Raw genomic sequence first — 26455 nt, forward strand, 5'->3', positions numbered from 1 at the left:
GGCTGACGTCTTCCGACAATGAATGGCACAATCAAGAAGTTGGAATCCGCAATGAATGTTCCTGCATTTTCGAACGAAGACACAGCGATCGTGGTGGTCGATCCTTACAACGACTTTATGTCTGCGAGAGGTAAGCTGTGGCCGGCGTTGCGAAGGGTATCGAAACAGGTCAATGCAATTAAGAATCTGCAGCGAATCATTTCGACCGGACGAATGAGTAATGTACCTATCGTTTACGCACCTCATCAACGATATAGGACGGGGCAGTTTGCCGGTCGCAAATACCTCCACCCGTCACACGTTGGGATCAAGTCGCTTCGTGTGTTTGAAGACGGCAAGTTTGGTGGGCAGTTCTTCGGGCCGCTGGCCCCGATCGAAGGAGATTTGGTCTCAAGTCCTCACGCTTGTTCGAGCGGGTTCGCTGAAACGGATTTACATGAAAAGCTGAGGGGTCGAGGAATTTCTCACATCATTATCATTGGCTACACGTCCAACACCTGCGTCGAAGCAACCGCACGAAGTGCAGTCGACCTGGATTACCGCATCACTTTGGTCAGTGATGCGGTCGCGAGCTGGACCCCCGTAGACCATCACGCAGCCGTTTCTGTGAATTATCCATGCCTGACGTCTGATGTTTTGACAACGGAGGCGTTGGTGCCGCTCTTGCGCCAATTGGGAGACGCACATGTTTAATCGCCTGCTCGACCGTGCCGTAAACAAGTATGTGTCCTTCGCCATGAGGAAATACCGAACCTATCCGGCTGCGAGGACCGCTGTATTGTTTGTGAACGTTCAGCAGGCATTTGCCTGTCAATTACAGGGCATCATGCCCGGCCTACTTCAATTGCACACATTGGCACGCGAGAAGGGCGTCCGCATTGTTCATGCACCATACGGTGGTCATTCACAGCACTACCCTTCGCCGGCTCAAATTCGACTTACGGAACTACTGGATTCGACACCCAATGGCAGGGAGATACCGCTCGAGCTTGCTGCACATTCCTGCGACATTGTCCTGAGGGACCGTCCTTCGCTGAGTTGCTTCATGAAGACGGATCTGCGCGACCAGTTGCAAGAGTCGGAAATCGAACACCTTGTCGTGGCGGGTCCCTATGCGAATTTGGCAATTGATTCAACGGTTCGAGATGGCGTGCAGTTTGGTCTCCATGTAACGGTCTTGAGTGACTGTGTTTCCGCAGAATCGGCCTCCGAGACGCAGGCCGTTCAAGTCACGCTTCCGCGCTATGCGCAAACAGTGATTAGCCTGAAGAAGTTCCAGTCGCTGATAGTTGATCCACGCGTCACGGAGGGATTGCCATGAGCTATCAGATACTCCATTCCGTTTGTGAAGCTCCACTGGAAATACCGTCCGGAGACATTGACTTGCGGCAGTGGCTGTTTGGATTATCAGATGAGGAATACCAGAAGTGCGCGAAGGGACATCTTGCAGCCGGGTCCAGTCTCATGCCGGATGGAACCCAAACATCGGTCAATGTCGAATCGGTCGGTGGACATCTGATGATTCAGCACTATCTCCCAGAAATCTCACTGCAAAATCAGCTTAAACTGGTCTCTCATTCGGACTGCTGGCTTTTCCATTTGTGGTACGTTCACCTGAAAGTCACGTGGGAAATAGAGGTCTTACCGATGTCTGCAACGAAGTGTCTGTTTCAGAACACCGTCGTGGTGGAACATGATAGACTCATCATGAAAGTGCTGACGGCACTCTTTTTCGGCAGCATGTTTTTGAGAAAGCACAACGCTGCGGAAACGCCGCGGTTTGCTGAAAATCTAGTGGAGATGACGCTACGAAAATCGGAAAACGGCTCCATCGCTCGTTGAGAGGAGTTTCTCAAAAAGGTTTAAGGGACACGGGCTTCTCAAATCAGCGAACCATTCCGTGCACACGGAGCACGGCTGGCAAGGTTTTACAAATGGAAAGGCGTCTCTCCGTGACCCGTGATGTCTACCCTTATCTGGAAAATAGATTGATGCAATCGTTCTCACGCTCATTGATTTTTGCTGTTGGGACTGTGGCGGGGCTGCTGTTGTCCGCGATGCCCGTTGCGGCCCAGACCGCGGTCGCCAAAGTCCCGGCCAAAGCAATATCGGTAGTCACACTTGCGCAAGGGGAGACCAGTGAAGTGATCATGTGCTGGGACGAGGGTACCGGTCGCGTCCCCGTCGTCTTCCTCGTCGCCTCCAACGAGATGTTGTCGAAAGAGCGGGTACTCCACTCGACGGGTGAGTTGCGTCTGGAACGCAATGGGGTCATCGCCGAATACGACAAAGAGAAGTCGAGCGCCGCGTCTGCGGCTTTCGCGAAGGATGGGATATACTTGGGTAAAAAGAAGAGCACTGAGTTCAAGCACTTAACCGTCGTGGCGGTACGCGTAACGGCGACCCCGGATGCCAATCCAGGCGTTCATCCCGTATTTGTCCGAGTCGTGTCGGGAACCGGAAGGACCATGCGTCTCAAGGGTGAGTTCCGCGTCATCGTATCCGACTAACGATGCCGAACGTATGGATGCCTCGACCGACTTAAAGACGACAATCGTATCGTCACGCTGAGGCTGCGTCTTGGCTCCCCAAACTTTGGACAACAATTCAAAACACGCGAAGCCGGAATTGCGTACTTTTTAAAAAATGGATGATCAAGTGCTCCGACTCGGTGATCGCGGAAGTTATCAAACCTAAGCTTCGAGGCGAACGCATGAAATCTCGAAAAATGCAACTAATCGTCGCGGCGATCGCCCTGTGCATCGCATGCGTCTCGGTGGCTGGTTGGACAGCGGTCAAGGTGGTTGTTTGGGTTCGCGATCTACCAAACCGTATCGTTATTGATGGCGACGCAATGGCAAACGTGTTTGGGGCCGCGGTAGTTCAGTCGTATCACGAAGGGTTGGAAAACGGTGACGCCAGTACGCAACGCCAAATCATTCGTGATTTTACCACGTTGGTTGTCGACGATGCCGCCGCGCAAGATTGGATGCGTACGGAATACTCAGCGGACCTTCATCGGCTATCATCATCACCCAACACTGACGTCGCCGCACTCGCTTCTGAGCTGCTGACCTTACTGTCTGAAACGCCGGACACCGATCGAACACAATCCGTAAACCAAGACGGCGGATAACCAAGCGATAAATGCGGAGTGGCCAACAACGACGCCTTTACAAATAGAAGATCAACCACGCTGGCCTGGTTATACCCACCGTTATCGGACGCACACGACTTGAAGTTTGGCTCGCTCGACCGTTGCTCTGGCTAGCAATGTTTGCCTACAATGGCGTGTTCACCGTCGTCAAACTTGACAACCATTCGGCGATTCACAATTTGTCCGAAAACCATAAAATCCACCGGAGGACGGTTGGGGTGTTTAAACAAAATGGTTACTTGTCGCCCCCGCCGCGCGGTGACGCTGAACGTTCTGGAAAATGCTCATTCACGTTCTCACTTGAAGCGTTTTACATTCGATTGATTGACAACATGGATCTATCGAAGACGCTTTCACTGTCAGCCGCAACAAGCTTTGTAGCGTTCGTATATGCGATGACGGGTTCTGGCGAATCGACATTTCGCGTTTTGCTTTTTGTACTATTGCCCCTAGCTTGTATCTGGTTCTCGGATGAACTGGGACGACTAAGCGGCATTTCAATGGGGCTGGGGCGACCGGTCATTACCGAGAATACACCCGGAGTGTTCGTCGCGATTGGAGGCTGGATTTTACTGATTGTTGGAATCTGCACTTGGGTGATGCTGCGGATACAATTTCCATGAAGTGGAGCCCGAACCATGAAATGCACGTTAGGACGGGAGTCGCGTTTCTTGGCCTGCTCGCAAGTTGCTCGCCCGTCTCGGCAATTTTAACGTTACTCGATTGGCTGCCTTATTAACCCAGACACAATTTACCTATGAATGACGATATCCAGAATTCGCAACATCGTTTTCCTTACAAGAATGCTTTCCTGAGTTTGTTGCTCGTTCTGCTCGCTGCGAATCTTGCACTCTTGGTGATAGGGGGCGACTACAGTTATGACAACTACACGGGAATCACGGTGACGGTGATGCTCGTGTGTAACCACATCGCATTTCAATATAAACTGCCTGGTGTATACGGTACGATCGCAAAAGTGCTTGCATGGGGGTTGCTCTGTACTGGGACGCTTTATATTGGAACGGTAGTTCTTCGTGTACAAGGCTAGGCACTGACTCGTAAGAGTGAATTGACGCACTCTTATGTGAACCGCAAGTGAGGTATGCAATACAAATGGATGCTCATCGGATTCTCCCAATTTGCATTCTCGTTGCGGTCGGATGCAGTCCTGCTGAGAACGATAGTGAAAAAGCCGCAATCAACTCGGTTCAGGCTCCAATCGCATCGTGGTCGCTGGGGATGCCAGCGAGAATAACGAACCAGTTTGGAATGACGTTTTGCCTCGTCGAAATTGACTCAACCCGAGTCGATCACGAAGACTCATTTCCAAAGGCATCCTACTATCTGCAGGAAACCGAGTTGACATGGGAGCAACACGAGGCGTTTCGCAAAGCTGCGTTTGGGGATGGAACGTACGAAACAATCGACTGGTATCACAACAACGGTCATCCGTCGGAGTGGCGCGACGTGCTTCGGTATGCCAAGGCCCTATCGCAGTTTGATACTGAGTACGACTACCGGTTGCCTAGCCAGCAAGAATGGGCTTTCGCATGCAAGAACGGTTACGAGCAAACGTGCCCTGGCGAAGGTGCTAAGTCCACGATTGGCTCAACGGCTTCCGATCGGCCAAACAAGTACGGGATCGATGGTTTCATGAATTATGATGCCGAATGTGCAGATGTACCTGGCTTGTTTCTGGGTAAGCTGGATAACTGGGCAGGCGCGTACGATGATCGAGAGAAGCCTGCATGCAGATGTGACCAATTTACGACGGGCAATCCAGATGCTGACGATGGTTTCAACGAACTTATCGTTAGCCGTTTTATCTTAGTGCCGCAGATTGTGCCCTCCACGAATGGCGGATAACAACGGCATCAACGCGTAGTCACCGGTCGCGAATTTTTAAAATGGGGCATCAATCGTGGCGGCCCGGTTGTGCCAAACGTTATTCGATTGACTACTAAAACTCGAGGATCGAACCATGTCGGGGTTCTGGCGATTGCTTCTCATCCTGTTGAGCACCGTTCCCTTTTGGCAGAACAGGACAGTGGGTGCGGAGGACCGTGCACATGATGAATTCGTCCAACTCTGCGAGGATCTGGATAAAGAAGTGCAACAGCGTTTCGACTAACTTGCTGTTCAGAAGATTGTTTCTCCGAGGCAATCGATGGCATCGTTTGCGGTTGATGGGCTTTCGCCGAAGCATCTCGACGCACTTCTGCGGTTTGAAAAAGACCATCCCTCAACTCATTTGGGTTTGATGGCACTGCGAAAGATTATTCTGCTAAGTGGCCGCTGTGGCTTTCCCTCGAGTGACGTTGCGAAGGCAAAATCGGAGGCGCTCCGTCGCCTTCCTGCGTACGCTTCCCCACCCATTCTCGCCGAGGTTATCAGTCATTTGGCTGACTCGGGATTCGTCATGACCGGATACGTTGACCGAGAAGTTAGCAATTGTCTTCGCGCGATCATGCGTTCACCCGCGGCGAAGCCGAATGTGTTGGCGGCGGCCAAACTCAAACTATGCGACTGGATACTCAGCTTCGACACATTTGTGCAGCATCGAGAGAAAATAAAACAGCGGCTCGAAGAACTGAAAAACGGATCCGATGCGGAGTCGATTATGAGCGTGAAGGAAATAGAGTTCTTCCTCCCGGCTTTACCAACGGATACTGAATACCAAGCGTGGAAGTCGGAGGCTAATCTTTTGCTGGCGGCCCTCTCGCTTGAGGACCCTTCTTTTCGTATACCAGTTGTTCGGGCTGCAAGGTTTCCGAACAGCGTGCGAATTGACCTCGACGCTACGGCGAAGCTGCCAACGATTGCGGGTCTCGGCAGGAAACGCGTTCGCCATCGCGTTGGCTCCCTTCTCGAAGACTTTGGGGGCAAACTTCTGGATCGTACGTTCTGGAAATTGTCCGAGCAACGTGGAAAAGTCGTCGTGCTCCTATTTTCTTTCACCAGCTGCGCGCCGTGTAAATACATGGACCCTTGCCTACAAAAGCTGGCTCAACAGTATCACGAAGAACTACGTATTCTCACGATTATTCAAGACAAGGATTTAGAAACTTCGAGAGCGGCAGTCGATAATGCACCGCTTTCGTGGCCCGTTGTTTGCGACAGTGAGCCCGGAGGACTGATGGACCAATGGGGTATCAAGAGTTTTCCAGCCGTTTTCATCATTGATGTTGATGGTCGCATCGCCAGCCTCAACGCCAACGCCAATGCAAATGCTCTCGTAGAAGAGGTAGTTTCTGATCTCGTGGAGAAGAAGTCGCAGAACCAAACGGTGAACGGGAGCCGTCAATAACGCGGGCTTTGACGTCATCGTTTTTAGGCGGCGACTCCGTTACCCCCGCAGTTATCGCATTCCGACAGCATCGCACGCATCATGGAAGCCAACCCGTATAAAACATCTGCCACGGTTCAACACAGCGAAGAGTCTTTCGATCCGCGTCCGCGGTTTCCTTTCTGGACTGCTGGACCGCTGACGGGTGCGTCTGTTGGGCTCGTACATGTGACGGCAACGGCCCTCGCTTGGGCCTTACACAGCTATCCTGATTTTCTTTTGCGCAGCGGAGGATCCACGTTCTTATTCGCCGTTGCGATGTCCATTGGCGGGGCAATGTTCGGCATTCCCTATGCAGGACTGCTGGCGATCTGCTCACGCAAACTCGACCGTTCGGTTCGTCCTCGTCTGCACTTCTGGTTTGCAATCCTCGCTTCATTTGCTGTAACGTATGTTGCGGCTGAGATCTCATTGCGGCGCCGGGAACTTGTCTCACCGCTCCTTGTCCTTGCCGCTATCATCGGAATCTCGTTTTTGGCCGCACTGATTACTGCGAACCGGCGTACTCACCCTGATCCAGATTTACGATAGCCAGCGGGTGCCCCCAAGTACGCGATCCAGGCGGGTTTTGGAATTGAAAACCCTTCGCGCGTTCCCGGTGATCATTGACATTCTGCCGACTGAAATTTATCGCCGAGAGGAATGCATGAGCACCAACCCGTACCAAGTTCCAGGTAACTCAGAGGGTCTTCACTCAGAGGGTCTTCACTCAGAGGGTCTCCCAGGCAAGCAACTATCCGCCGCCCATTCGGCCGCGTTTATGGTGATGCTATTGCTCGCGATACTTATGTTTTTGCTTGCCATCTTTGGGTTGCGGAACGATTTCGTTCTGAACTCCGCTGCCGTTATGGTCAACCCGATGCCAACCTACGTCCTTTGCCTGCCCGCACTTACGTTGATCTGTGCTGCAATCATGTTGAACGCCGCCTTGATGTGCCGTCGGCGAAAGTGGGGCCTTGCGGCGTGCCACTTCGCCGCTTCTGCACTTCTTTTGACCGTCGTTCACCCTATACTTTCGTCTGCCCTTCTCTAGCCGAAGTGCTGTTCGTCCACAATGGCGGATCGCCATGGGTTGCACACCGAGCGGGGCTTGCGACCAAATTTGAAATGGGCCACTTTTCTCTCCCCGCCCGGTCAAACCTTCTGGTCAAACCGCCCGTGATCCGGCACACGATGGGAATTTCAGAATGAATCCGTATGAGTCACCCCAGCAAGCCGACGCGTTGCCATCGCCATCGTCCCGGCGGTTGGACCGTGGCGTGCTTGCGATCGCTCTATTCATGTTCGCTGGTTGCCTAATATCGATCATTGGGTTGATGATTCCGGCGGTTAGCGCCCTGGTCATGCCTCGATTCGGGTGGATCGGGCTATTCCTCGGCGCAAACGTCCTGATTTTCATTGGATTCTGGATCAAGAATCCATCCCCGCGTACACTACTTCCAGCTAGTTTCATGAGCTGTGCCATAGGGGCAATAAACGGGCTGTCGCTTTTGCGAACGGGAACGGTCGCTGTCGTACAAAACGCATTCCATGATCGGCTTCATTCCGCTTGGTTCTGGTCGGTTGGATTGTACTTGGGTGCTGGAGTCTATTTCGCGATCGCAGCGTACTACCATAAACGAATCACGTCTGAACCATTGCCGAATAACAACGCGTTGCCCTCGAGTCGCGAAGCCGGGCGTTCAGGCAAGTGAGAATCACTGCTGGCGACCGAGTAAGCGCAATCGTTCTGATTGACAGAGATTCGGGACACCTGTGAAATCTAATTTCGTGCGTGAAATCGAATCGCCGTTTCCAATCCAATGCCTTACGAACATGAGTAGTGCCAAACTTCAAAGCGGCTTCCCGCTCGATGATCCCTTCAACGTAGATCCCGGGCCTAGGTTGTGGCGTTACCCGTGCGGTTTTGTATTCGGTTTAGCCTCAGCCGGTGTTCTCATCGTTTGCACGATTCCGTTCGTTGATGGGTTGCTGATGGACCATATGGAATACGGCCCAAACAATCAGTTGCAAGATGCACCCGCAATATTTGGATTGACGATTCCCGAATTGCTAGTGCGGACTTGGGGTGGTCTGTTAATCGGGTTGCCCGTGGCTGGTATCGTCGCTCAGTACAAACCGTTGTTTGCGGCGTTAGATTCCTGGCAAGCATTGTTCGTTGGGATTGTGTGCGTGATGACCTCCCTCGCTTTAGCCACCTATCTTGTCGCATCAAACGTGTACAATTGGGCCTTCCTATACATGTAGGCACCGATACATGTAGGCACACAACAATGACATTTACCGCAGGACGCGTGCAGAGCGGTTTGGCAATGGAAAGTCTTGCGCGCGTTCTCGGTGATAATGGACGTTATTTGGCGGAGTTTATTTAGCGGACGGCTCGCAATCAACTTGACCCTAATACGTCGTTTCTGACTTCGGATAACCCCGTGAACAGATACAAGAAAGTGAACGCTCCGATGAATGGATCCCGTAACTTCATGTCCGTGGAGGATTTCGACATCGCTGCCGAATCAATGTCCAATTCCGCTGGAACCTTGTATGCCGTCGGATCACATCCGCCAACTGATAGGCCGCTTGTTCTCGCAACAAGAATAGCAGACTCTTGCACAGGCAGGCATCCATTGTGTTTCAATAGTGAGTACGGCGGCCTAGGAACCATGCCTTGGATCAGTCATACCTTATGAAAACCCTCTTTCAGTATTCGATCGGCAATCTGCTTGTGGCGTGCGTCTTAGTCGCGCTCGTGCTGACCGTAGTTGTGCAGCACGCGCGGCAACTCGCGGCAGAGGCGCAATTCAAGAGCGAGATCGCCCAGCTGCGCAACAGGCTGCACGCGGCTGAGCTGGCTCTTCCCGAATTGCCCGTCGACGACCCGAAGCGAGTTTATATCCTGGCGGAACCGGCGTACGCCTACGGCCGGTGGACGTGGCGGGCCTACGTGCCCCCGGGCAATCGCTATACCCTTCACATCGACGTGGGGACCGCCGACCACGAGGGCAAGATCACATCGGCCAGCGGGTACGGCCAAATCGGAGGCCTGATGGGTACCGGGATAACGACAATCATGGTGGAGCAGTTCGATAGTAATGTCAGTCCGTTGCTTGGCGTATCGGTCGGCAAAGCCAACAGCGTTTGTCGACTCACACCGGAGGTTGATCGTTGCTTTGCAACTAGGCCGGATTACGAAGAAGAACGGTTGGGCGTCTCGGGCGTGGTCGAGGTGCAACCGGGCGAGCGGATCGACTTGGTTCGGCGATGGTACCCGCAACCGGGGCCCGACGACGTCGGCCCGGTTGGTTTTTCGGTTTGGCTGGAGCCGCAATAGGTTTACCCTTCGGCGTCCCGGACGCAGCCAGCAAGATCGGCGGGCAGCAAGATTGGCGGGCAGCAAGACCGACCGCTTCCAGAACAGTCGGAAGAGCAAGGTGCAATACAAGACGTTCAACAAGATGCCGACAATCACCGCAATCGTCTGCGCGACGGTGGCGACGAATTTACGAATGGATGCCCAGCTCCCTCTGCCCGCTGATCCGGATCATTATCCCACCCTGTCCGATTGTTGCTCTGCTGTAGGTGGGCTGTCGATGATCCGCTGGCGACCGATTGGTCCGACAACGTCGTTTGTTGATTGTAAACGAAGCCTTCGCTAAGATACTGCTATGGAATTGCCCCCCGTCACCCAAGGGGCCGAAGGCCAGACCGACGGCGCTTGGCCCTTCAATTCATCATGGTGATGCGATTGGCATTTTACCCACATCCGTATGACAACCACAAAATGAACCGGAGCACGGTTGGGGCGTTTATACAAAACGGTTACTTGCGTCCCCGTCCCCCGTGATTTTCACGTTCGCCGATTGATAGTACTCAAGGCACACTGAGCCCGGACATTGCCAGCTTCACCCTACCGTCCTCCCGTTGCCCCCCCTCCGCCAACTGACTCGAAAGATTTCGATGGCGACCCACTCGATGATCCTCGGTTGTTGGTTTGGGTTTTCCGCATGCTGTCGCTGCTATTGGCTCCGCTCGGGCTTCTTTCGATACTTGGTGCAATTACGCTGCTCACCGGCGACACTGACAACCCAGAGCTATATGAAGTTATGATTGCGCCCGTAATGGCATGCGGTATTTCAATTCCGATCTTGCTCGTCTCGGCTTTTGTGTACCGCAAGTGTTTGCCAAGCATTTCCCTTCACGATCGCCTATGGTTCAATGGCTGGGCCTTACTGCCCTGGGCTGGCCTTGGGCTGTCGATCATCGCTTCCATGATTCGTTACTGACCCTGTGCGGACGAATATCCATGGGTTGCGCACGAAGCGGGGCTTGCGGATGGATTTAAAATGGACAACTTTACTCTTCCCGCCCGGTGAACTCGGGCGTTCGCCGATTGGAAAAATGGTCGCCCCCATGCCCTCACGACCGAAAAACGCACTTTGTGCATTGCACATTGTGGGCGTAGGGATTGCCATGATCTATGGCTGTTCCCAACCGGCGCGTCCGACCGTTTCGTCTTTTCAGATTCCCGCGGATCATAGCCCGATTTCTCTGGAAATTGCGGAGGACTCTCGCTCCACTAACTTTCGCGTAGATTGGCCACCAGTCGATCCTTCTCTTGGACGAAGCGATCGTGCGGCCCCTCTTTTGTCTGGCCAACTTGTTGCCAATTCTGGCCGGCTCACGCGTAGATCCACGATATGCCTACGGATTGAACTTACGCGTGCATCGACCGATGATGATCGTTTGCGATGGAATCGGGACTTAAGATTTCCTGAATACGATTGGATGTCTCGCGTACGCACTTGGGACCGCAACGAAAAATGGTTATGGCCGAACCTTCCGTATCTGCTTCGGGCCAACGGAATTGAGCGTCAGCAGCGTTACGGGGGTGTTGATCCAGGGAAGGGTGTGGACAATGATTTTGCAGCAATTGTTGTGAAACCTGCGGACGCTAGTCTCGCCACTGCTGAGTTGGTGACCGCCGAATGGCACCCACCTCATGGCGGTTTTGTTGACAAACGAACTATTATTCATCGTGCCATTTCAGACGACTTAGTCTGGTCAATTCCGGATTCTCGTGATCACGGCACACTTAATATCTGGTTGATTTATGCGGACTTCCTTGACTACTATCCGCCACCTACGTGGCCTATTGAAGCGGAGTTCGACGGTGGCATTCTTTCGTATTTCACTCTTGAGTGGCGCAGGTTGGATGACGGAAGGATTAAAATTGTGCAATGTGAAAACACTGCTCCCCCTGCTTCAACGGGTGTCGAATGGCCGGAGTGGATCACTCAACACCAAGTCGGTAGATAACCAGGCGTTCGAGCGACTGAAATAATCACTTTGTTTGTGCTTCTAAGCGATGAACAACACTAACCCGTACCAGCCCTTCTCCCACGACAACGTACTGCCATCGTGGCGTCAACGGGTCGGAACGGGACTCGGCTTTGCCGCGTTCTTGATCTCTCTGTTGTTCAACGTGCTAGTGTTCGTACAAACTGCTTCGCTCTGTACGCATATTGCAACCATGGCTCGACCGGCAGGCGAGCTCAAACCGCTGGGGCTTGCAGGGATTGGGATGATCTGTTTCGTTGGCCCGCTTATCATCCTAATCGTGATATCACTCTTGTCGTGGATGGTAACCTATCTCGACTCAACAAGAGGTCAAGCGTTGGCGTGGTGGGGGACTGCAATTGCGCCGGTGCCAATTCCCATTTTCTTCCTTGGCGTGTTGTCGTACTCCCTGATTTGCAACGTTCGCGGATTTTCGCTACTTTAGTTTCGAAAGAATCTAACCGTGTTTCGCAACGCCCCTGGTTCGAATCCGTGTGACAACCACAAAATGCACCGGAGTGGCGGAGGTTACTTTTCCCGCCTGCTTGTACGTTTTCCGCCGCCACCCGTTGAACATAGACTCGCGTCAAACTGAGGGCAGATTACTCTGTTGCATAGCTTAAGTATCCTTTCCCGAGACATTGTCACCAGAGTCAGGCACGAATGAAGATTTCGATCCGAACCGTACTTTTCATCATGTCAACCGCTGCCGTCGTTTTCGGATTTTATTCGCCTTTGTTGCGGACTTCTCATTTCGACTCTTTGGAATCGAAAGTTTTCATTTTCTTTTTCCTGATATTGCTGATCTTGATGTTCGCATTGTTTTGCGCGACGGGTGCAAGCATCGCATATGACCAAGTGCCAACACGAAGATCAGCGGAACGCGGAGCGTTAAAAGGATTCTACGTTTGGGTGACACTCGGGATTCTTATTGGACTCATTGGATTGCCTCGCGTTACATGACGTGTCCATGCTTGTATGCATCAATGATTCAGCCCGTTATGGTGAGCGGTAGACTGATGGCGTGAAATCTGTCGTAGCAGTAAACGCCGACGTACAAACGATTCTACCGGGCGGCATATTCGGGCGTTTTGAAGTGGATGATCAACCGTGACCGCTGGCTGATCGTTAGCGTTACTCGACTGAAATTTCTTGATTGCCAATCCTTACAAACCGTCCGATGTCACTGATTCAGTGCTAACGATTCGTGATTGGGAACGCAACCAGTGTCCACACTGTTTGCACCGCCAAAGTATCTGGAAAGGGATCAACACGATTCGCACGTATCGCTGTGAATGTTGCAATGAACCGCTAGTGGTAACGCTTTCACGTACTGCGACGCGCATTCTGATGACACTTGGCGCGGTACTAGTCGCTACAATCTTCGCATCGAGATACTTGTTCGAAGTCGATGTACCTAGCCACCTCTTCGGACTTCCGTTTGGTTTGATCGCAATCGGGTTTCTGACAAGATATTGGTTCGGATATTTCCATCCCGCGGGACATCGTTGGATTCGCACGCGTCGCGAATTAAACTCGCAACCCCAATCCGAATGACATCGCGAGCGGGTAACCATCGCGTGCCCCGGAGTACGCGAGTCAGCGTTTTTGAGGTTGAGATTCTTTCGCGTGTCCCCGGTTGCACGGGGCGTTATCCGCCAACGACCGCGTGAGGCTATCCTATGGAAACACGTCTAACATGGCTCCGTATTCTGCTATTGTTGGTGGCGGCACTGTTCATCGCAGTCACATTTCGCTCCCTGTTGGATGGTACGGGGATCGGCGATCAGCACAGAGCAAACGGCGAGATCAGTGTCTCTACCACGATACCGAAACGCTGGTACGTTTACGACAACTACCAAACCGTCTTCGGCGATCAACCAGTCTCAAATTCACCAACATCCCCTGACGATATTCGAGTATCAGTCCGCAATTCTAACGGCGAAGAACTCATTTTCCATTCAGACACGGAAGAGGCGTGGCAGATCGGCAACATGCCCAAAAGAGCGTCGGCTATGTTGCATCAACGTCAACCGATGAACTCACCGTGCGGGTGGACGGCGACGACGGAAATCGCATTCTCTCATTTGAGCCTTCGAATCTGCGCGGCGATCTTTGGATTCGGCTACGCGGATTTGCATTTGAGGCAATACTCGCTACTTGCCGGATTGGTAAGTTTGCTATTGGCTATCCTTGGTAGGGGGCGGAACAAAACCGAAGGTTCAAACGCGATGGAAGCTTCTGCCGGATAACCAGGCAAGCCAGCCGAGCGCGCGATCCGGCGTTTTTGACATGAAACATCTCTCTCGCGCGCCGTGTGATGGCCACCGTTAGGCCGCTCGATCGAAAATATGTTTGAATGGTTTAAACCTCGATGCCCGGTAGACGCTGCCGCCAAGCAGTGGATCGAAGAACGTCTCCACTGGCTTTCGGATCAATTTGGTCACGACACGTTCACTCGCCGCGCGGTGTTACTTCCAACAAATGACTTCTTTCCCGATCCAATGGATGGCACCGAGGCGAGCGTTCGCAACCTGCTAGATCAGGTGTGCAAATACATGGACGTTAATCCGAACCTTGTGGAACTTGAGATATTCACAAACGCGAACGAGCTTTGGCTGGTGAACGATGATGGAAAATACTTACCCACCGGCGCTGCAGGCCTCTACGACGAACAAGTCGATAGGACGATTATCCACATCGAAACATCCGAATTCATGAATCTGGCTGGACTTGTTGGAACGATGGCCCATGAACTTGCACACCTAAGGCTAATGGGCGAACGGCGGGTGACCGGCGACGAATTCGACAATGAACTACTGACAGATTTGACCGCCGTGTTTCACGGATTCGGAATCTTCCTCGGTAACTCACCACGAAACTGGGACAGTCAATACAGCAACTGGCGGGGCACTGACCTCAAGCGGCCAGAATACATGACCTTGCCGATGTTTGCCTACGCACTAGCGCACACTGCTTGGTTTCGTGATCAACCGAAACCCGACTGGTACCCCTTTCTGTCATTCGATCTGAAACCCTGTTTCAAACAGGGATTGCGATATCTAATGGAAACACAAGATTCAACCTTTAACCCTCAAAGCGTTGCCTAACAAAAGCATGAACGCGGAACCGCCGAAAACGCGTGTTTTACGGACAATCCCTCGTCGCGACCGAGTGACTGCAGACGCTCCTCGACCAAATCCTCTCATCCGACATCTATCGTGATTCCTTGGCGCAAGCGCATCACTACAGTTGTGATGATCATTGGCTCTCTTTTCGCTGCACACCGATTTGTCCCTAGACTTGTGTTTAATCGCAAGGTTGGACGAGTTCTCACTGCCCGTGTCACCGAGATTCGTTTCAAGCCGCAGATGGACCGGGACTTTGTGATGATTTCCGATCCAGAGCTAATCGTAGACATCCAAGGTCGTATTGCGCATTCAGACAACCTGATGATGCTTGCACCTCATCCCTCACCGCACTGCCCCCTACAATTCCATTTTGACGATGGCACAGAAATAGAGCTGCGTATGTCGATCACGGGTAAGCTTCGACGCTACCTGAATGAATTGCATGAGCCAGGCGTCGTGCGCGTGCCTTCGTATGTGACGATTGAGTACGACGGGACAACACGTCTCCTACGCAATCAGCCATTCACGGATTACCTTAAGTCCCGAGGTCTGGTTGATTCCCCAAATCCTGAGCCGATATCGATGTACAATGAGCCGCCTGACGGTCCGCCTCTTCTGAAGGGCGAAGACGAGGAACCATTCAATCCATCGAGGGACCGGGCGTTGCCTTTTGACAATAGAAACTCATCCGCCGGTCCGCGGTGATTTTTAACGTTATCACCCGTCTGAGCACGCTACTTGAATCGAATCCTGCTCCTACTCGCCCTCCTGATTTTTAACGGCTGCGATCCGTCATCGCCGCCTCCTTGGTCTCCGAATCTTGACCCGGCTGTTGCCATAAACGCGATTCGCACTAGCGATTACGCGTCAGCGCACCTACTCCTTCGAGACGCTTCACGCGATTTGCCGCATTCTGTCACTGGCAAGCCCTGGGATGAGATCGCTGACGTGTTCAAGTCGAATGCCGAGAGACACCTCTCACGTGGGACATCCCGAGTGGGTGGTTCGCCTGAACATGTTAGTCAAACTTCGCTCATCCGAACCATCGCCGTGGGCGAATTTCCATTCCGGTTGGAAACCCAAATCTCAGCGATCAATCAACCCGACTCAATCGTCGCCGAGTGCGACGTTTCGCTTGACTTGACCGAATCGCTTGATACCGCTTCCTATGTTGATGGCACGACGCTGGCGACGGGCACCATTCTAGACGACATCTTTAGAACCGAATTACTCCAGCAACGATGCCGTGAGTATCCCGAGATTTCCCACATTTCGATTCGCATTCAACGTATTCCGCATGGGCGACAACAGTACTTCACTATGGGGTTTGAGACTTACGTTGTGTTTCGCGATGATGTGGCGCGAACAACTTCATCGCTTACATTTCGCGTCGAAAGCCGTTTGGAACCGGCAACAGACTACAATGGAAATCCGGTCAGTGATGCCCCGTTCGTCGAAGCCGACACATGGCTGCCACCCGAGAAAGTTGGCGAAGGTAGTGGATCATGGCAACCGGGCGGGTAACCATTCAACGCACGCGAGTGGCCGATCGCGGCGAACCCACCGGTGCACCGAAGTGGTGGTGGGTAGCTTTTTCGTTTGCTTGCAGGTTGTTCGCAGCCACCCGGTGATCGGTACCGCGATTATTCGATATAGCTCAGGTTACTGACCTCGACAATTAACCAACCACAATCAGGAACTAACGTTCAATGGACAAACGGCCGCGAATCACTACCAAGTTCAATGCCTTAATGGTTCTCTATTCTTCGGCATGTGGATTTCTCGCTTTTGCGTTTTCTGACGCTGCAAAAGATGTCCCGATACAGGGTATCGTGCTAACATCGCTCATCGACTTTGTGCGTTACATGGCTATGTTATTCCTCTCGGCGTATTTTGCACGCGAGCTTTGGAATCGTCTAATTGTCGACATCTTTGACCTCCGGCCTGTCTTATACGGCGAGGCAGTCGCGATGGTAGTTGCGGTTGGCCTTCTTGTGTAATACAGGACGACGCTGTGATGTGTCTGAATTCACAATACCGAATACCATCGCATGCACACAGAACGGCGGTGGAGACATTTTTACGAATGGAAGTTCGACTTTCGCCGCCCGCGGATGCTGCCCTTAGCTGACAAGGAAATTCCCATGCAGATTCGATTCAACGCAACGATCACGTCTCCGGTTCTTATGTTGGTGCTGGCGATGGGGCTAACGGTGACGGGAAAGGAAACCGACCAGCAACAACGAGAGCAAATTGGCGAAGTCCTCGGGAGACCCGTATACCGGGATGAGATTCGCGTCGGTAAGGATGTTTCGTTATCGGACGAACTCCATCGCCTGTTCACTGCACCTGTCACCCAACAGTATCGCCAGACGCACAAAGATAAAATCGCACCAACGCTCGCTGAGATTGCGGCAGCAACAAAACACTTCGACAATCAACATCGCGAACGTATCAAGGGACAGGAACCCGCGTTGCGTAGGCAACTCAAATCGGTCAAAGAACAACTCACTCTCAAAGGGCTGACGGAAGAAAACAAACAAAAACTCACCATTGAGAAGATGACGCTCCAGGCCCGACTTAATCCACCTGGAAAGTCCTTTGCCGCTTGGATGTTAAACAATCGGAAGTTCCAGCTGCACCTGCACCAAACGTATGGTGGCGGTCGCATCCTCTTTCAGCAAGCGGGAATGGAAGCGTTCGATGCAACCCAGAAATGGCTTGAAACCCTAGAAAGAGATGGCAAGTTCAAAATCAGCGATCCGAAGTTGCGGTCAGTGCTATACCATTATTGGACAACACAGAATCACGGGCCATTCCTGATGGATGACAAGAAACGTATTCACGAATTCCTTGAACCCGAATGGATGAAACAATCACCAAGCCAAGACTGACAAGTCGGTCAGCCAATGCGTGAGTCGGAGCGGGACAGCCGGTCGAATTTGAAATCAACGCGTAACCGCACCGTCCGGCCACGCGTGACGCTAGGCAAACACCCACCAGGCACTGACAGAAGTAATAACACAAAGTACGAAAGGAAACATCGTCATGGGACTAGCAAGACACAGTCCTAATTCCAGTGTACGTGTTCATCGCCCTGTTGATAATGAAAACATTGAGTTTGCCCGCATGGATTGTTTGGTTCGTAAAGCTCTTTTGGGCTCCGAACCATCTCAAAAAAAGAATCGCGAAAATGGAGAAGCGTCTATCTAAAATTGAACAACAAATCAGTTAGAAAGATTGCTCTAACCAGCCACGACAGACCAGAACGACGACATCCACCGACGACGCGAGCTAAGCGGTTTAGCAATGGTGAATCTTTTGCACGTCCTCGGTGATGCCTGGCATTGTCCAACGAAAGTGACTCCAATGCGTATCGTAGTACTCATGATACTGCTCACGTGCGGATGCCAACGCGAGGCGGTCGATCGCCAAAACGGACGAACGTTAAGCATCGTTGACCTCCCCGCTCCTAAAGCAACGGACAATTTAGCAACTTTGCAATCGCTTGATTTGCAACTAGAAGATGATCAAAGTCCATGGGCGCACGACGAATCGAAAATTGAACAACTCGTTGGGCAGAGACTTTGTGACCTTGTTTCATTCGATGCAATCACTCGATGCGAACGCATCGGTAACGAGCAAGATGTCCCGGGCCTCCGATATGCGCAATTGACGGACGATTTGATCCATCGCATTTTCCACGATGGTCGAATTGTTCCGGCAGAAGAAATGAACTACCATCTTCAGGCAGGACAATACCCCTATTTGAAAGCGTTTACGGACGATGGTGTATATAGAATCTGGGTCTATTACGAACCAGTTGGACAAATAGTCTTTCCCGATCGATCTTCTTATTTCTTTTTGATCGACACTACAAAGAGCGGCGAATAACCTAACGATGAACGCGGCTTGGCCATCCGCGGGTTAGCATATGGAGAACCAACCGCAGCCACCCGGTTATCGCCGTCTTTACCCACTGAGATCCATTTCAAACCTTCGTTAATGAAAAGGCAATCCAAAATGAATTACTCCTTTGCCCTCTGGATCGCGATGGCGGTTGCCATTAGCTGTAACCTCACAAATACGGGGTACGTTTTCGCCGAACCTCAAGAGCTTCCGTCTACTGACAAAGGCAACGGGACACACCATTCCCAACACGAACTGCCGCAACGGTATTTTGTCAGTCTGGCCGAATATCGCTTCAAAGATTTTAACCCGGCGAAAGTGACCGCCGAGAAAATTCAAAACGCGATTAGCTCAGAAAACGCGTCCCACGTCGAAACGGTCATGCTGTCCGCTGTTGCCGGATTTAAAAGCATGGTTCAATTTGGTCGTTCCGTCACTGTCACTACCGGTCGAGTTAGTAATCGGGACGTAATGACACGCCAAACGCAACAACAAGAAATTGGTACGATCTTGGAAGTGACCGTATCGCCTGAGGATCAGAGCGTGGTTGCGGATCTTTCGTTTAGCTCATCTCGAATCGTTGGTGAGGGAACGGATGACTCTCCCCCAGAGTTCGCTACGACGACAATCAAGACTACTCAACTCATGGACATTGGGAAACCAACCCTAGTTGGTGCCTCCACTGTTGATAAAAGCTCGTATATTTTCCTTACGATATCACGGCAATAGACGGTGCCGCATCAGAGCGGAAACGAAACAGTCGGATTTCAATGACATGCACGAAGGACGCGAGCCAAATTGGACGAACCCAAGCAGCCGTGATGGGCGTCTTGTTTTATGGAAAGAGCTTCAGCCACCGTTCGGATTTCCGATTGTCGCCACCAACCGATCTACAACCAGTTAGGCTGGGCACAATATTCGGGCCAACCGGAGCCGTGGCGTTACCCGACGGAGACACTTTGTTTGCCCGGTAAGGCCAATCACCGATCCCTGATCACGAATCTTTGACTGCGAACAACTCCACCACAATGATGAACGAACCTCCTTCCCGAAAATATCCTGGCATGGTTCCTTTGCTGATGGTCGTGATTATGACGGCTTGCAGTGCGGTTTACCTGGTATCTGCGGCAATCCATGGATTCGATGTGTTCCAGGTAGGTGCATTTGGGGCTCCCCGACCATTTTCGCTGCTAGAGTATGCCGCTTGGTCGTCATCGTGTTTGGTTGGATCAATCATCGCTGTTCTGTCGGCACGGCTGTGGTGCTCGGGCCGTTTAGCACCAGCGATACTCACAACACTGGCCGCAACCGCTACGGTTCACGGCGTCGCATACCTAACGCGTCTGTAGATCGAGAAGGCAAACAACCATCGCATGCAGCGGAGTAGACGAGTCGGGCGTTTTGGAAGTCGAGAACTTTTCGCGCATACCCGACGACGCGTCACGCCCAACTTCCGCTTTCGTGACGGTGTACGGGCGGGCCCCCGTATGTCACACCTTGCGGCGTCACCGGTCGACCATGTTATTGACAGTGCCCCCGCTTCGTTAATGGGTACTTTCGGAATGAATTTTGATGGCTCTCGCTTTTGGCATTCTGGTGTGAGTTGCCATCCAGGGCAACTCAGTGTTTGATTTTAGGTTATCTGATGCGTAGTATTGGTTCGTTGCATTAACGGAGTGCATTTAACCTTACGGAGATATCTCAGTGACCAATCCCGCAGACGGGGAATTGCTCGCCATTTTGGCGACGATTCCTGATCCTCGCGGGCGGAAGGGACGACGCCATTCTTTAGCTGCCATGCTGGCGGCGACTATCTGTGGCCTGCTCACCGGCGCGACCGGTTGCACCGCCATTGCGCAGTGGACTCGCAATCAAGAACCCAGCTTTTGGCATGCGATCGGCTTTGGCCGCAAGCCTCCGACGGCCAATTGCTATCGGTCGCTGCTGATCGACCTTCCACCGGAAACGCTAGAGAACGCCATCTCTCAGTGGGCTCAGCATCGACTCGGTGAAAAACCGACAGCAGAGAAGCACCGTGGAGTCGCGATCAACGGCAAAACGCTGTGTGCTACGCTGCAACCACATGGACAGAGCATTCACCTGCTTTCCCTGCTCGAACACGCCTCCGGCGGTGTGCTGGCTCAATTGAAAATGAATCCCAAAACAAACGAGCATCGAACCGCCATGCTGTTGCTTAAGTCGTTGATTGTCGATGGCATGGTGATTACTGGTGACGCCATGTTCTGCCAGAGGAAGCTCTGTCAGCAGATCATTGATTCTGGCGGCGACTATCTCATTACTGTCAAAGACAACCAGCCGGAGTTGAACAAGACCATCACGTCGGACTTCAATCCCGGCCTTTCCCCCCTACAGCGAACGTCTTCGCCGTCAGCAGCTTGACGAGGTTCGCGATGTCGACAAAGGGCATGGGCGAATTGAGATTCGCCATCTTCAGTCCAGCAGCCGACTCGGTAGCTTTCTTGACTGGCCAGGGTTTGCCCAAGCGATTCGCATCGAGCGAACGCGGATCACCGGCGACGAACGGGTAACGGAAGTTTCTCACGCGATCACCAGCCTGGGACCCGATCGAGCCAATGCGAAGCATCTTCTGGATTTGAATCGCGGCCACTGGGGCATCGAGAATCGATTGCACTGGGTGCGTGATGTGACAATGGGCGAGGACAAGTGTCGTGCCCGCACTGGGCATGGTCCGGTAAATCTGGCATGCCTTCGCAACGCCAGCCTGACGTTTCTTCGCGACGCGGGACACAGTGGGATCGCCTCCGCCCTTCGAACCTTCGCCACCAAGCCAACCGATCTACTAAAACTCTTGTCCAGATTCAAAAAGTGAGTTGCCCTGCTATCGCATCGCTTTACGTTGCATCCGTGCAGTCGCCACACTAGACTGTACCTGAACACAGCCTCAATCGCCTTTGTCTCTTCGGTCACCTTCGGACTAATGATGAAACAGCTACTCCCTTTCGCACTTACGATTACCATGGTATCAAGCTTAATGACATCGCCTGCAAATGGGGAAATCGTTACATATACGCCCGCGTTTGATGCAACACTTCGAGACGATGGATTCGATGGGACATTTGATTCTGGCGGCAACGCAAACCCATTCAATTCGATTCAGCGTACAGATAATGTCGTGAATGAAGTACTGTTTTTTGAGTTTGACCTTACTGGCCTGGACAGTAGTGCCGTCGTCGAATCCGCGAGCATCTCGTTCACTATTCTTGGCACACCAACGGCGTCTGGCAACATTGACATTCTTGCCTACCAAGCTGACGGAGTCCTTACGTTTCCTGATGACGGTTCACGAATCGCACAAACTGTCGCAAACTACGATCCCATTACGCTCGGTGGCGGCACTATTTCCGTTGTCTTGAATACCGCAGTCGTAAACGGGTTCCTGAATTCAGGAAGCTATCTTGGAATACGCATGCAAGGATCAGAGACTAACGCCGCCACCGACATTCGCGGGATAAGCACCACCGCTGCTGGGATTCCGCCGACGCTTTCGCTAAGCGTTGTGGCAGTTCCCGAACCTACTTCGTTTGCACTGATCCTGGTATCTGTGCTTCCAGCAATCGCCTGCCGTCGCAGGAAACGGACTCTCAAATAATTCACATGTGCGGATAACCATGGCGTCGCTTTACGCTTGCTTGTCAAGCGTCCTAGCGGCATTTACTCGAATGGACAATCAACTCTTCGTCCCCCGTGATGTCCACCGTTCTGCGGCGTCAGGTTTGCCGTCGCCACGTCGACTTCAATCCACCAAACAATCGAATCACCATTCGGATAATGTCATGAGAACGCTTTTCGTCGGGGTTGTGTTTTCCTTGAGCGTATTTGTCAACGCTTGGGCAGACCAGCCGCAAGAGTCAAAACGGCAAGACCCACAGCTCGATGGAGTTTGGCTACTGAAGTCAATCGAGAAAAGTGGAGAAAAAGTGGAGGGCGATGGTCTTCCGGAGCGAATGCGCGGCACGACACGCACCATCGCTGGCGCCGAAATGGTTCTCTCACGAGGCGGAGGAACACGGCAATTGAATCTCTCCATTGTCGTGGATACCAGTCGTAAACCGAAACACCTGGACATTACCGCCGAACGCAACGGAAAGTCCCGGGTGTTAAAATGCGTTTACGAGATCAAGGATGGAATGTTACGGATCGCCGAGAACGCTACGGAGAGACCGGACTCATTCAAAACAGACACGTCGACTCGCACGATGGTCACGACTTACACTAGAAAAAGCAAACCTGCTCACCAGCAGACAAGAGAGGCAGAACCAAGCGATCAACCGACGTCGCGGTAGCTGGGCGTTTTCGCAATGGACAATCAACTCCCGCGACTCGGTTATCGCAGACGTTCCCCGATTGATGTGGTCTTGCGATTCAAGTGATGGCTTGCGCTCTCAGGCTCAATTGAATGCCAATATCAAAACAGGTCCTAACTCGACGCGACTGGGACAAGCGATTCGTCACTTGGTCGGTGTTGCTAGCCGGAATCGCGTCCGGAGGCTCACTCACATACGGTTATCATTCGCTGTGGTTCGCATTTGCGTTCGTCGTGCCGCTGTACCTCTTGATGCGATATTCAACACCGGTTAATGGATATCATTCGCCTCTCATAAGTCGCTGGTCGATTCTCGTCATTCCGACACTGTTCGTTTTCCTACCGATGGCTGTTGCGTTGACTCGCTACGTTTTAAATGATTTGCTACCATAGTGGCACATGGTGCTCGGCCAAGATTGACGGCGAACCATGTCGTGAACGTGCGGACTGGCAAGGTCTGATTGACTAGCGGGTGGAAATCCCGCCTGGGTAAGTGCTAGCCACACGCCCAGTATCGAGTGTTGCAGCCGAAGTATAAGGGCCCAAAGCAATTGTCTGCTGTCGCAGGTGGTTCCCCGAAGTCTTCGATTGAAGCGTACACAGAGAGGTAGTGAGGATGAATGGATCACAGGTGGCCCTGTGACCGTGAACGGGATTAGCTCCGAAATTAGGTACCTGTTGGATTCTGCCCAAGGTTTGTTCACGCCCCAAGGCAACACTTCACGACGCGTCATTGGCGAGCCTCGTGAAGAGACCTGGAGTCGGCGCCCCATTCGCTCTACACATCATGTGAATCAGGCAACCAGTGAGGCCCTGAGGTTCTTGATCGACCGCAAGCAGACCAGCTTGCTCGATCGAGTATGTCCTAGAAGTGGAATAAGCAACGAAGACAAATGACTTTCAGGGAATCGGACGACCGAATAGTACCGCTGCAGCCCGAAGACCAATCGGGAAGTGACAAGCCGAGTAATATCGGTGTAGGGAAGGCGGTCGGGATTTCACGCGATCCAGACCAGGCACTGCCCGTACTCAGAGACGGAACCTCAGTGATAACCCGGCTGGATCGCACCTTTCAAAGAGCGAAGGGAGCCCCAGAAGCGGTTTTCAATAACCTCTTCTCGATGCTCAACTATGAGTTGTTGTGGTACGCCTTTCGCCGACTAAAACGAGGCAAAACGCCAGGAGTCGACAACGTCACGGTCGAGGACTACGAGGAGGATCTCGAAGCGAACCTTCGCGACTTGCTCCAGCGACTTCATCGTGGCAGTTATCGCCCGAAGCCCAGTTTGCGAAAGAACATCCCGAAAGGGAATGGGAAGACGCGATCGCTGGGAATCGCTTGCGTCGAAGACAAAATTGTCCAACGCGCAGTCGTGACGATCTTGGAGCAAATCTACGAAGTCGACTTCTATGACTTCTCGTATGGTTATCGCCCTGGGAAATCGTGTCATGAGGCTTTAGCGACTCTTGGTGGGATCATCGCCACGCGGAAAGTGAACTGGATCAGTGACGCGGATATCAGAGGTTTCTTTGATAATTTGAGTCAGGAGCGTTTAGGCGAGCTGTTGCGGAAACGTATCAGCGACCCGAAACTGCTTCGGCTGATCGAACGTTTTCTCGAAGCAGGCGTGATGATCGATGGCCAGTTGCAGGCAACCGAAGAGGGTGTCCCCCAAGGGGCCAGTCTCTCACCGATACTAGCCAATGTGTACTTACACTACGTGTTAGATGAATGGTTCGAACAAGAAGTCAAACCGCGGCTCGGAGGCGAAGCGTACTTGCTGCGCTTTGCTGACGACTTCCTTTGTTGCTTCGAACTCGAATCTGATGCGGTGCGATACCAAACGGTCTTGCCCAAGCGATTGGATCGGTTCTCGTTATGTGTCGCCGAGGACAAAACGAAGTTGTTACGGTTCGGACGCTTGGCCCGTCGCGATTGCCAGCGACTGGGCGAAGGTGCTCCGGGCACTTTCGACTTCCTCGGATTTACTCATTACTGTGGTCGTAGTCGAGCAGGCAGGTTCAAACTGAAAAGGAAGACGTCTGGCAAGAAGATGCGAGTGAAGTTGGCGGAGATGCGTCTCTGGTTTCATCATCAGCTATCGACTCCGGTGGGCGAAATGTGGCCGGTGCTTAACGCGAAACTTCGTGGTCACTACCAGTATTACGGTATCAATGATAATTGGCCGTTGCTGGCGGCGTATCGCAGTAAGGTTCGCCGGATGGCGAAGCGTCACTTGAGTCGCCGGAGCCAGAACAGCTATGTGAACTGGGATGATTTCAATCGCTTCACGGATCTTCATCCGCTGGTAAATCCGAAGTGTTTGACGGACTTGATCGCTATGGACCGCAAGTTACGCAGTACGCGAGGCAAGTGAAATCTGGGAGCCGGATGCGTTAAAGGCGCACGTCCGGATCTACGAGGGGCCGAGGGTCAATGCGGCAAGGTTCGAATCTTGTGACACCACAACGGGAAACCAGTGGCAAACAGGGAATACAAAGTGTAACCTAAACCAAAGAGACCTCGGTCTACTCTCCCGAAGTCGCGGTAGCCGGGCGACTTGGCAATGGACAATCAACTCTCCATCCCCCGTGATGTCCACCGTTACTCCTGTTAGTTGGTCTATCCTAAATGGAACGCCAAATGAAATCCCGAAAAAACTTGGTTGCAGCTTTGATCGCGTTCTCCGCGACTTCCTTCGCATCCGCTTTGATCGCTGACGACGCAGTCAAACAGGACTCAGCGAAAACTGTCGAAGCTCGAGTACGCGAGCTTCAGTCTGAAAGGAGCGAACTTTTGCAAAAGCGGCTCGACCAACTTACGGACGCCTATGAAAATGGCCGTACTCCGCTTGATGCCGTGTTGAGTGCCGAGTACGACCTCCTGAACGCACGGCTACAAAGCTGCGTGACCAAGTTTCAACGAATAGAGTCGCTAAGACCAATCATCAAGAATCGAATGCGCATGGAGGAATATCGAGCCACTAGTTTCGAACAAGGAATTTGCTCTGAGGACGTCTTGCTGGTCGCGCGTGCCGACACACTAAATGCACGGATTACGCTGCTGAGGGAACTACCGCCACATGCGTCACTGAAGAAAATCGAAAACGGGAGCACAGTTCGGGTGAACCACGGTCCCGCTGATTGAGGAGTAACCAAGATCGAGATAGGGGCCCGGTTGCCCGGGACCCCTCTCACACCACCGGACATGCGGGTCCGCATCCGGCGGTTCG

General features: G+C 52.5%; 33 protein-coding genes. All 33 read left to right on the top strand.

Features of this window, described 5'->3' with window-relative positions:
* Nucleotides 1-51 precede the first annotated feature (51 nt).
* The gene (locus CA13_RS04725; RefSeq protein WP_419193942.1) at nucleotides 52-693 is read left to right on the top strand and encodes a cysteine hydrolase family protein; all 642 of its coding nucleotides are present in this window, start codon (nucleotides 52-54) and stop codon (nucleotides 691-693) included.
* On the top strand, nucleotides 686-1321 hold the full coding sequence (locus tag CA13_RS04730) for a cysteine hydrolase family protein (RefSeq protein ID WP_146394827.1): 636 nt from the start codon (nucleotides 686-688) through the stop codon (nucleotides 1319-1321). The genes CA13_RS04725 and CA13_RS04730 overlap by 8 nt, the downstream gene beginning before the upstream one ends.
* A gap of 62 nt (nucleotides 1322-1383) precedes the next feature.
* On the top strand, nucleotides 1384-1842 hold the full coding sequence (locus CA13_RS04735) for a hypothetical protein (protein ID WP_146394828.1): 459 nt from the start codon (nucleotides 1384-1386) through the stop codon (nucleotides 1840-1842).
* A gap of 149 nt (nucleotides 1843-1991) precedes the next feature.
* A complete protein-coding gene (locus tag CA13_RS04740; RefSeq protein WP_146394829.1) occupies nucleotides 1992-2510 on the top strand; it encodes a hypothetical protein in 519 nt (172 codons plus the stop codon).
* Nucleotides 2511-2713: 203 nt separating this feature from the next.
* On the top strand, nucleotides 2714-3136 hold the full coding sequence (locus CA13_RS04745; protein ID WP_146394830.1) for a hypothetical protein: 423 nt from the start codon (nucleotides 2714-2716) through the stop codon (nucleotides 3134-3136).
* A 239-nt stretch (nucleotides 3137-3375) separates the two neighbouring features.
* Nucleotides 3376-3780 carry a hypothetical protein gene (locus tag CA13_RS04750; RefSeq protein WP_146394831.1) on the top strand — a complete coding sequence of 135 codons (405 nt, stop codon included), beginning with the start codon at nucleotides 3376-3378 and terminating at the stop codon, nucleotides 3778-3780.
* 134 nt (nucleotides 3781-3914) lie between these two features.
* The gene (locus CA13_RS04755) at nucleotides 3915-4205 is read left to right on the top strand and encodes a hypothetical protein (RefSeq protein ID WP_146394832.1); all 291 of its coding nucleotides are present in this window, start codon (nucleotides 3915-3917) and stop codon (nucleotides 4203-4205) included.
* A gap of 65 nt (nucleotides 4206-4270) precedes the next feature.
* Nucleotides 4271-5023 (top strand): SUMF1/EgtB/PvdO family nonheme iron enzyme, encoded by a 753-nt coding sequence (locus tag CA13_RS04760; RefSeq protein WP_146394833.1) that lies wholly within the window; start codon nucleotides 4271-4273, stop codon nucleotides 5021-5023.
* A gap of 631 nt (nucleotides 5024-5654) precedes the next feature.
* Entirely contained in the window at nucleotides 5655-6464 is an 810-nt protein-coding gene (locus CA13_RS04765; RefSeq protein WP_419193943.1) for a TlpA family protein disulfide reductase, read from the top strand.
* Between the two features lie 81 nt (nucleotides 6465-6545).
* Nucleotides 6546-7034, top strand: coding sequence for a hypothetical protein (locus tag CA13_RS04770; protein ID WP_146394835.1), 489 nt, complete (start codon nucleotides 6546-6548; stop codon nucleotides 7032-7034).
* Nucleotides 7035-7690: 656 nt separating this feature from the next.
* Entirely contained in the window at nucleotides 7691-8197 is a 507-nt protein-coding gene (locus tag CA13_RS04775) for a hypothetical protein (RefSeq protein ID WP_146394836.1), read from the top strand.
* A gap of 121 nt (nucleotides 8198-8318) precedes the next feature.
* Complete coding sequence (locus tag CA13_RS04780) at nucleotides 8319-8750, top strand: hypothetical protein (RefSeq protein WP_146394837.1); 432 nt, start codon at nucleotides 8319-8321, stop codon at nucleotides 8748-8750.
* A 436-nt stretch (nucleotides 8751-9186) separates the two neighbouring features.
* Nucleotides 9187-9831: a hypothetical protein gene (locus CA13_RS04785; protein WP_146394838.1), complete on the top strand. Its 645-nt coding sequence runs from the start codon at nucleotides 9187-9189 to the stop codon at nucleotides 9829-9831.
* A 562-nt stretch (nucleotides 9832-10393) separates the two neighbouring features.
* On the top strand, nucleotides 10394-10783 hold the full coding sequence (locus CA13_RS04790; protein ID WP_146394839.1) for a hypothetical protein: 390 nt from the start codon (nucleotides 10394-10396) through the stop codon (nucleotides 10781-10783).
* Nucleotides 10784-11285: 502 nt separating this feature from the next.
* Nucleotides 11286-11816, top strand: a complete 531-nt coding sequence (locus tag CA13_RS04795; protein WP_146394840.1) for a hypothetical protein — start codon at nucleotides 11286-11288, stop codon at nucleotides 11814-11816.
* Nucleotides 11817-11865: 49 nt separating this feature from the next.
* Nucleotides 11866-12282 (top strand): hypothetical protein, encoded by a 417-nt coding sequence (locus CA13_RS04800; RefSeq protein ID WP_146394841.1) that lies wholly within the window; start codon nucleotides 11866-11868, stop codon nucleotides 12280-12282.
* A 707-nt stretch (nucleotides 12283-12989) separates the two neighbouring features.
* Nucleotides 12990-13394, top strand: a complete 405-nt coding sequence (locus CA13_RS04805) for a hypothetical protein (protein WP_146394842.1) — start codon at nucleotides 12990-12992, stop codon at nucleotides 13392-13394.
* A gap of 125 nt (nucleotides 13395-13519) precedes the next feature.
* Nucleotides 13520-14089: a hypothetical protein gene (locus CA13_RS04810; RefSeq protein WP_146394843.1), complete on the top strand. Its 570-nt coding sequence runs from the start codon at nucleotides 13520-13522 to the stop codon at nucleotides 14087-14089.
* A gap of 99 nt (nucleotides 14090-14188) precedes the next feature.
* Entirely contained in the window at nucleotides 14189-14947 is a 759-nt protein-coding gene (locus CA13_RS04815) for a hypothetical protein (RefSeq protein WP_146394844.1), read from the top strand.
* Nucleotides 14948-15142: 195 nt separating this feature from the next.
* Nucleotides 15143-15673: a hypothetical protein gene (locus CA13_RS04820; RefSeq protein WP_146394845.1), complete on the top strand. Its 531-nt coding sequence runs from the start codon at nucleotides 15143-15145 to the stop codon at nucleotides 15671-15673.
* A gap of 33 nt (nucleotides 15674-15706) precedes the next feature.
* Complete coding sequence (locus CA13_RS04825) at nucleotides 15707-16492, top strand: hypothetical protein (RefSeq protein ID WP_146394846.1); 786 nt, start codon at nucleotides 15707-15709, stop codon at nucleotides 16490-16492.
* A gap of 185 nt (nucleotides 16493-16677) precedes the next feature.
* Nucleotides 16678-16968 carry a hypothetical protein gene (locus tag CA13_RS04830; protein WP_146394847.1) on the top strand — a complete coding sequence of 97 codons (291 nt, stop codon included), beginning with the start codon at nucleotides 16678-16680 and terminating at the stop codon, nucleotides 16966-16968.
* Between the two features lie 144 nt (nucleotides 16969-17112).
* Nucleotides 17113-17862, top strand: coding sequence for a hypothetical protein (locus CA13_RS04835; RefSeq protein ID WP_146394848.1), 750 nt, complete (start codon nucleotides 17113-17115; stop codon nucleotides 17860-17862).
* 475 nt (nucleotides 17863-18337) lie between these two features.
* Complete coding sequence (locus tag CA13_RS04840) at nucleotides 18338-18862, top strand: hypothetical protein (RefSeq protein ID WP_419193944.1); 525 nt, start codon at nucleotides 18338-18340, stop codon at nucleotides 18860-18862.
* A gap of 129 nt (nucleotides 18863-18991) precedes the next feature.
* Nucleotides 18992-19606 carry a hypothetical protein gene (locus tag CA13_RS04845; RefSeq protein WP_146394850.1) on the top strand — a complete coding sequence of 205 codons (615 nt, stop codon included), beginning with the start codon at nucleotides 18992-18994 and terminating at the stop codon, nucleotides 19604-19606.
* A 299-nt stretch (nucleotides 19607-19905) separates the two neighbouring features.
* Nucleotides 19906-20226, top strand: coding sequence for a hypothetical protein (locus CA13_RS04850; RefSeq protein WP_146394851.1), 321 nt, complete (start codon nucleotides 19906-19908; stop codon nucleotides 20224-20226).
* A 355-nt stretch (nucleotides 20227-20581) separates the two neighbouring features.
* The gene (locus CA13_RS04855) at nucleotides 20582-21277 is read left to right on the top strand and encodes an ISAs1 family transposase (RefSeq protein WP_419193945.1); all 696 of its coding nucleotides are present in this window, start codon (nucleotides 20582-20584) and stop codon (nucleotides 21275-21277) included.
* A 34-nt stretch (nucleotides 21278-21311) separates the two neighbouring features.
* A complete protein-coding gene (locus tag CA13_RS04860; protein ID WP_419195082.1) occupies nucleotides 21312-21728 on the top strand; it encodes an ISAs1 family transposase in 417 nt (138 codons plus the stop codon).
* Nucleotides 21729-21890: 162 nt separating this feature from the next.
* Nucleotides 21891-22508: a hypothetical protein gene (locus tag CA13_RS04865; protein ID WP_146394853.1), complete on the top strand. Its 618-nt coding sequence runs from the start codon at nucleotides 21891-21893 to the stop codon at nucleotides 22506-22508.
* Between the two features lie 184 nt (nucleotides 22509-22692).
* A complete protein-coding gene (locus CA13_RS04870) occupies nucleotides 22693-23202 on the top strand; it encodes a TIGR03067 domain-containing protein (protein ID WP_419193946.1) in 510 nt (169 codons plus the stop codon).
* A gap of 113 nt (nucleotides 23203-23315) precedes the next feature.
* Nucleotides 23316-23615 carry a hypothetical protein gene (locus tag CA13_RS04875; RefSeq protein WP_146394855.1) on the top strand — a complete coding sequence of 100 codons (300 nt, stop codon included), beginning with the start codon at nucleotides 23316-23318 and terminating at the stop codon, nucleotides 23613-23615.
* Between the two features lie 500 nt (nucleotides 23616-24115).
* The gene (ltrA, locus tag CA13_RS04880) at nucleotides 24116-25600 is read left to right on the top strand and encodes a group II intron reverse transcriptase/maturase (protein WP_146394693.1); all 1485 of its coding nucleotides are present in this window, start codon (nucleotides 24116-24118) and stop codon (nucleotides 25598-25600) included.
* Between the two features lie 266 nt (nucleotides 25601-25866).
* Nucleotides 25867-26370, top strand: coding sequence for a hypothetical protein (locus tag CA13_RS04885; protein ID WP_146394856.1), 504 nt, complete (start codon nucleotides 25867-25869; stop codon nucleotides 26368-26370).
* Nucleotides 26371-26455: the final 85 nt, after the last annotated feature.

It is taken from the genome of Novipirellula herctigrandis (genome assembly GCA_007859835.1).
Classification (GTDB): Bacteria; Planctomycetota; Planctomycetia; order Pirellulales; family Pirellulaceae; genus Novipirellula_A; species Novipirellula_A herctigrandis.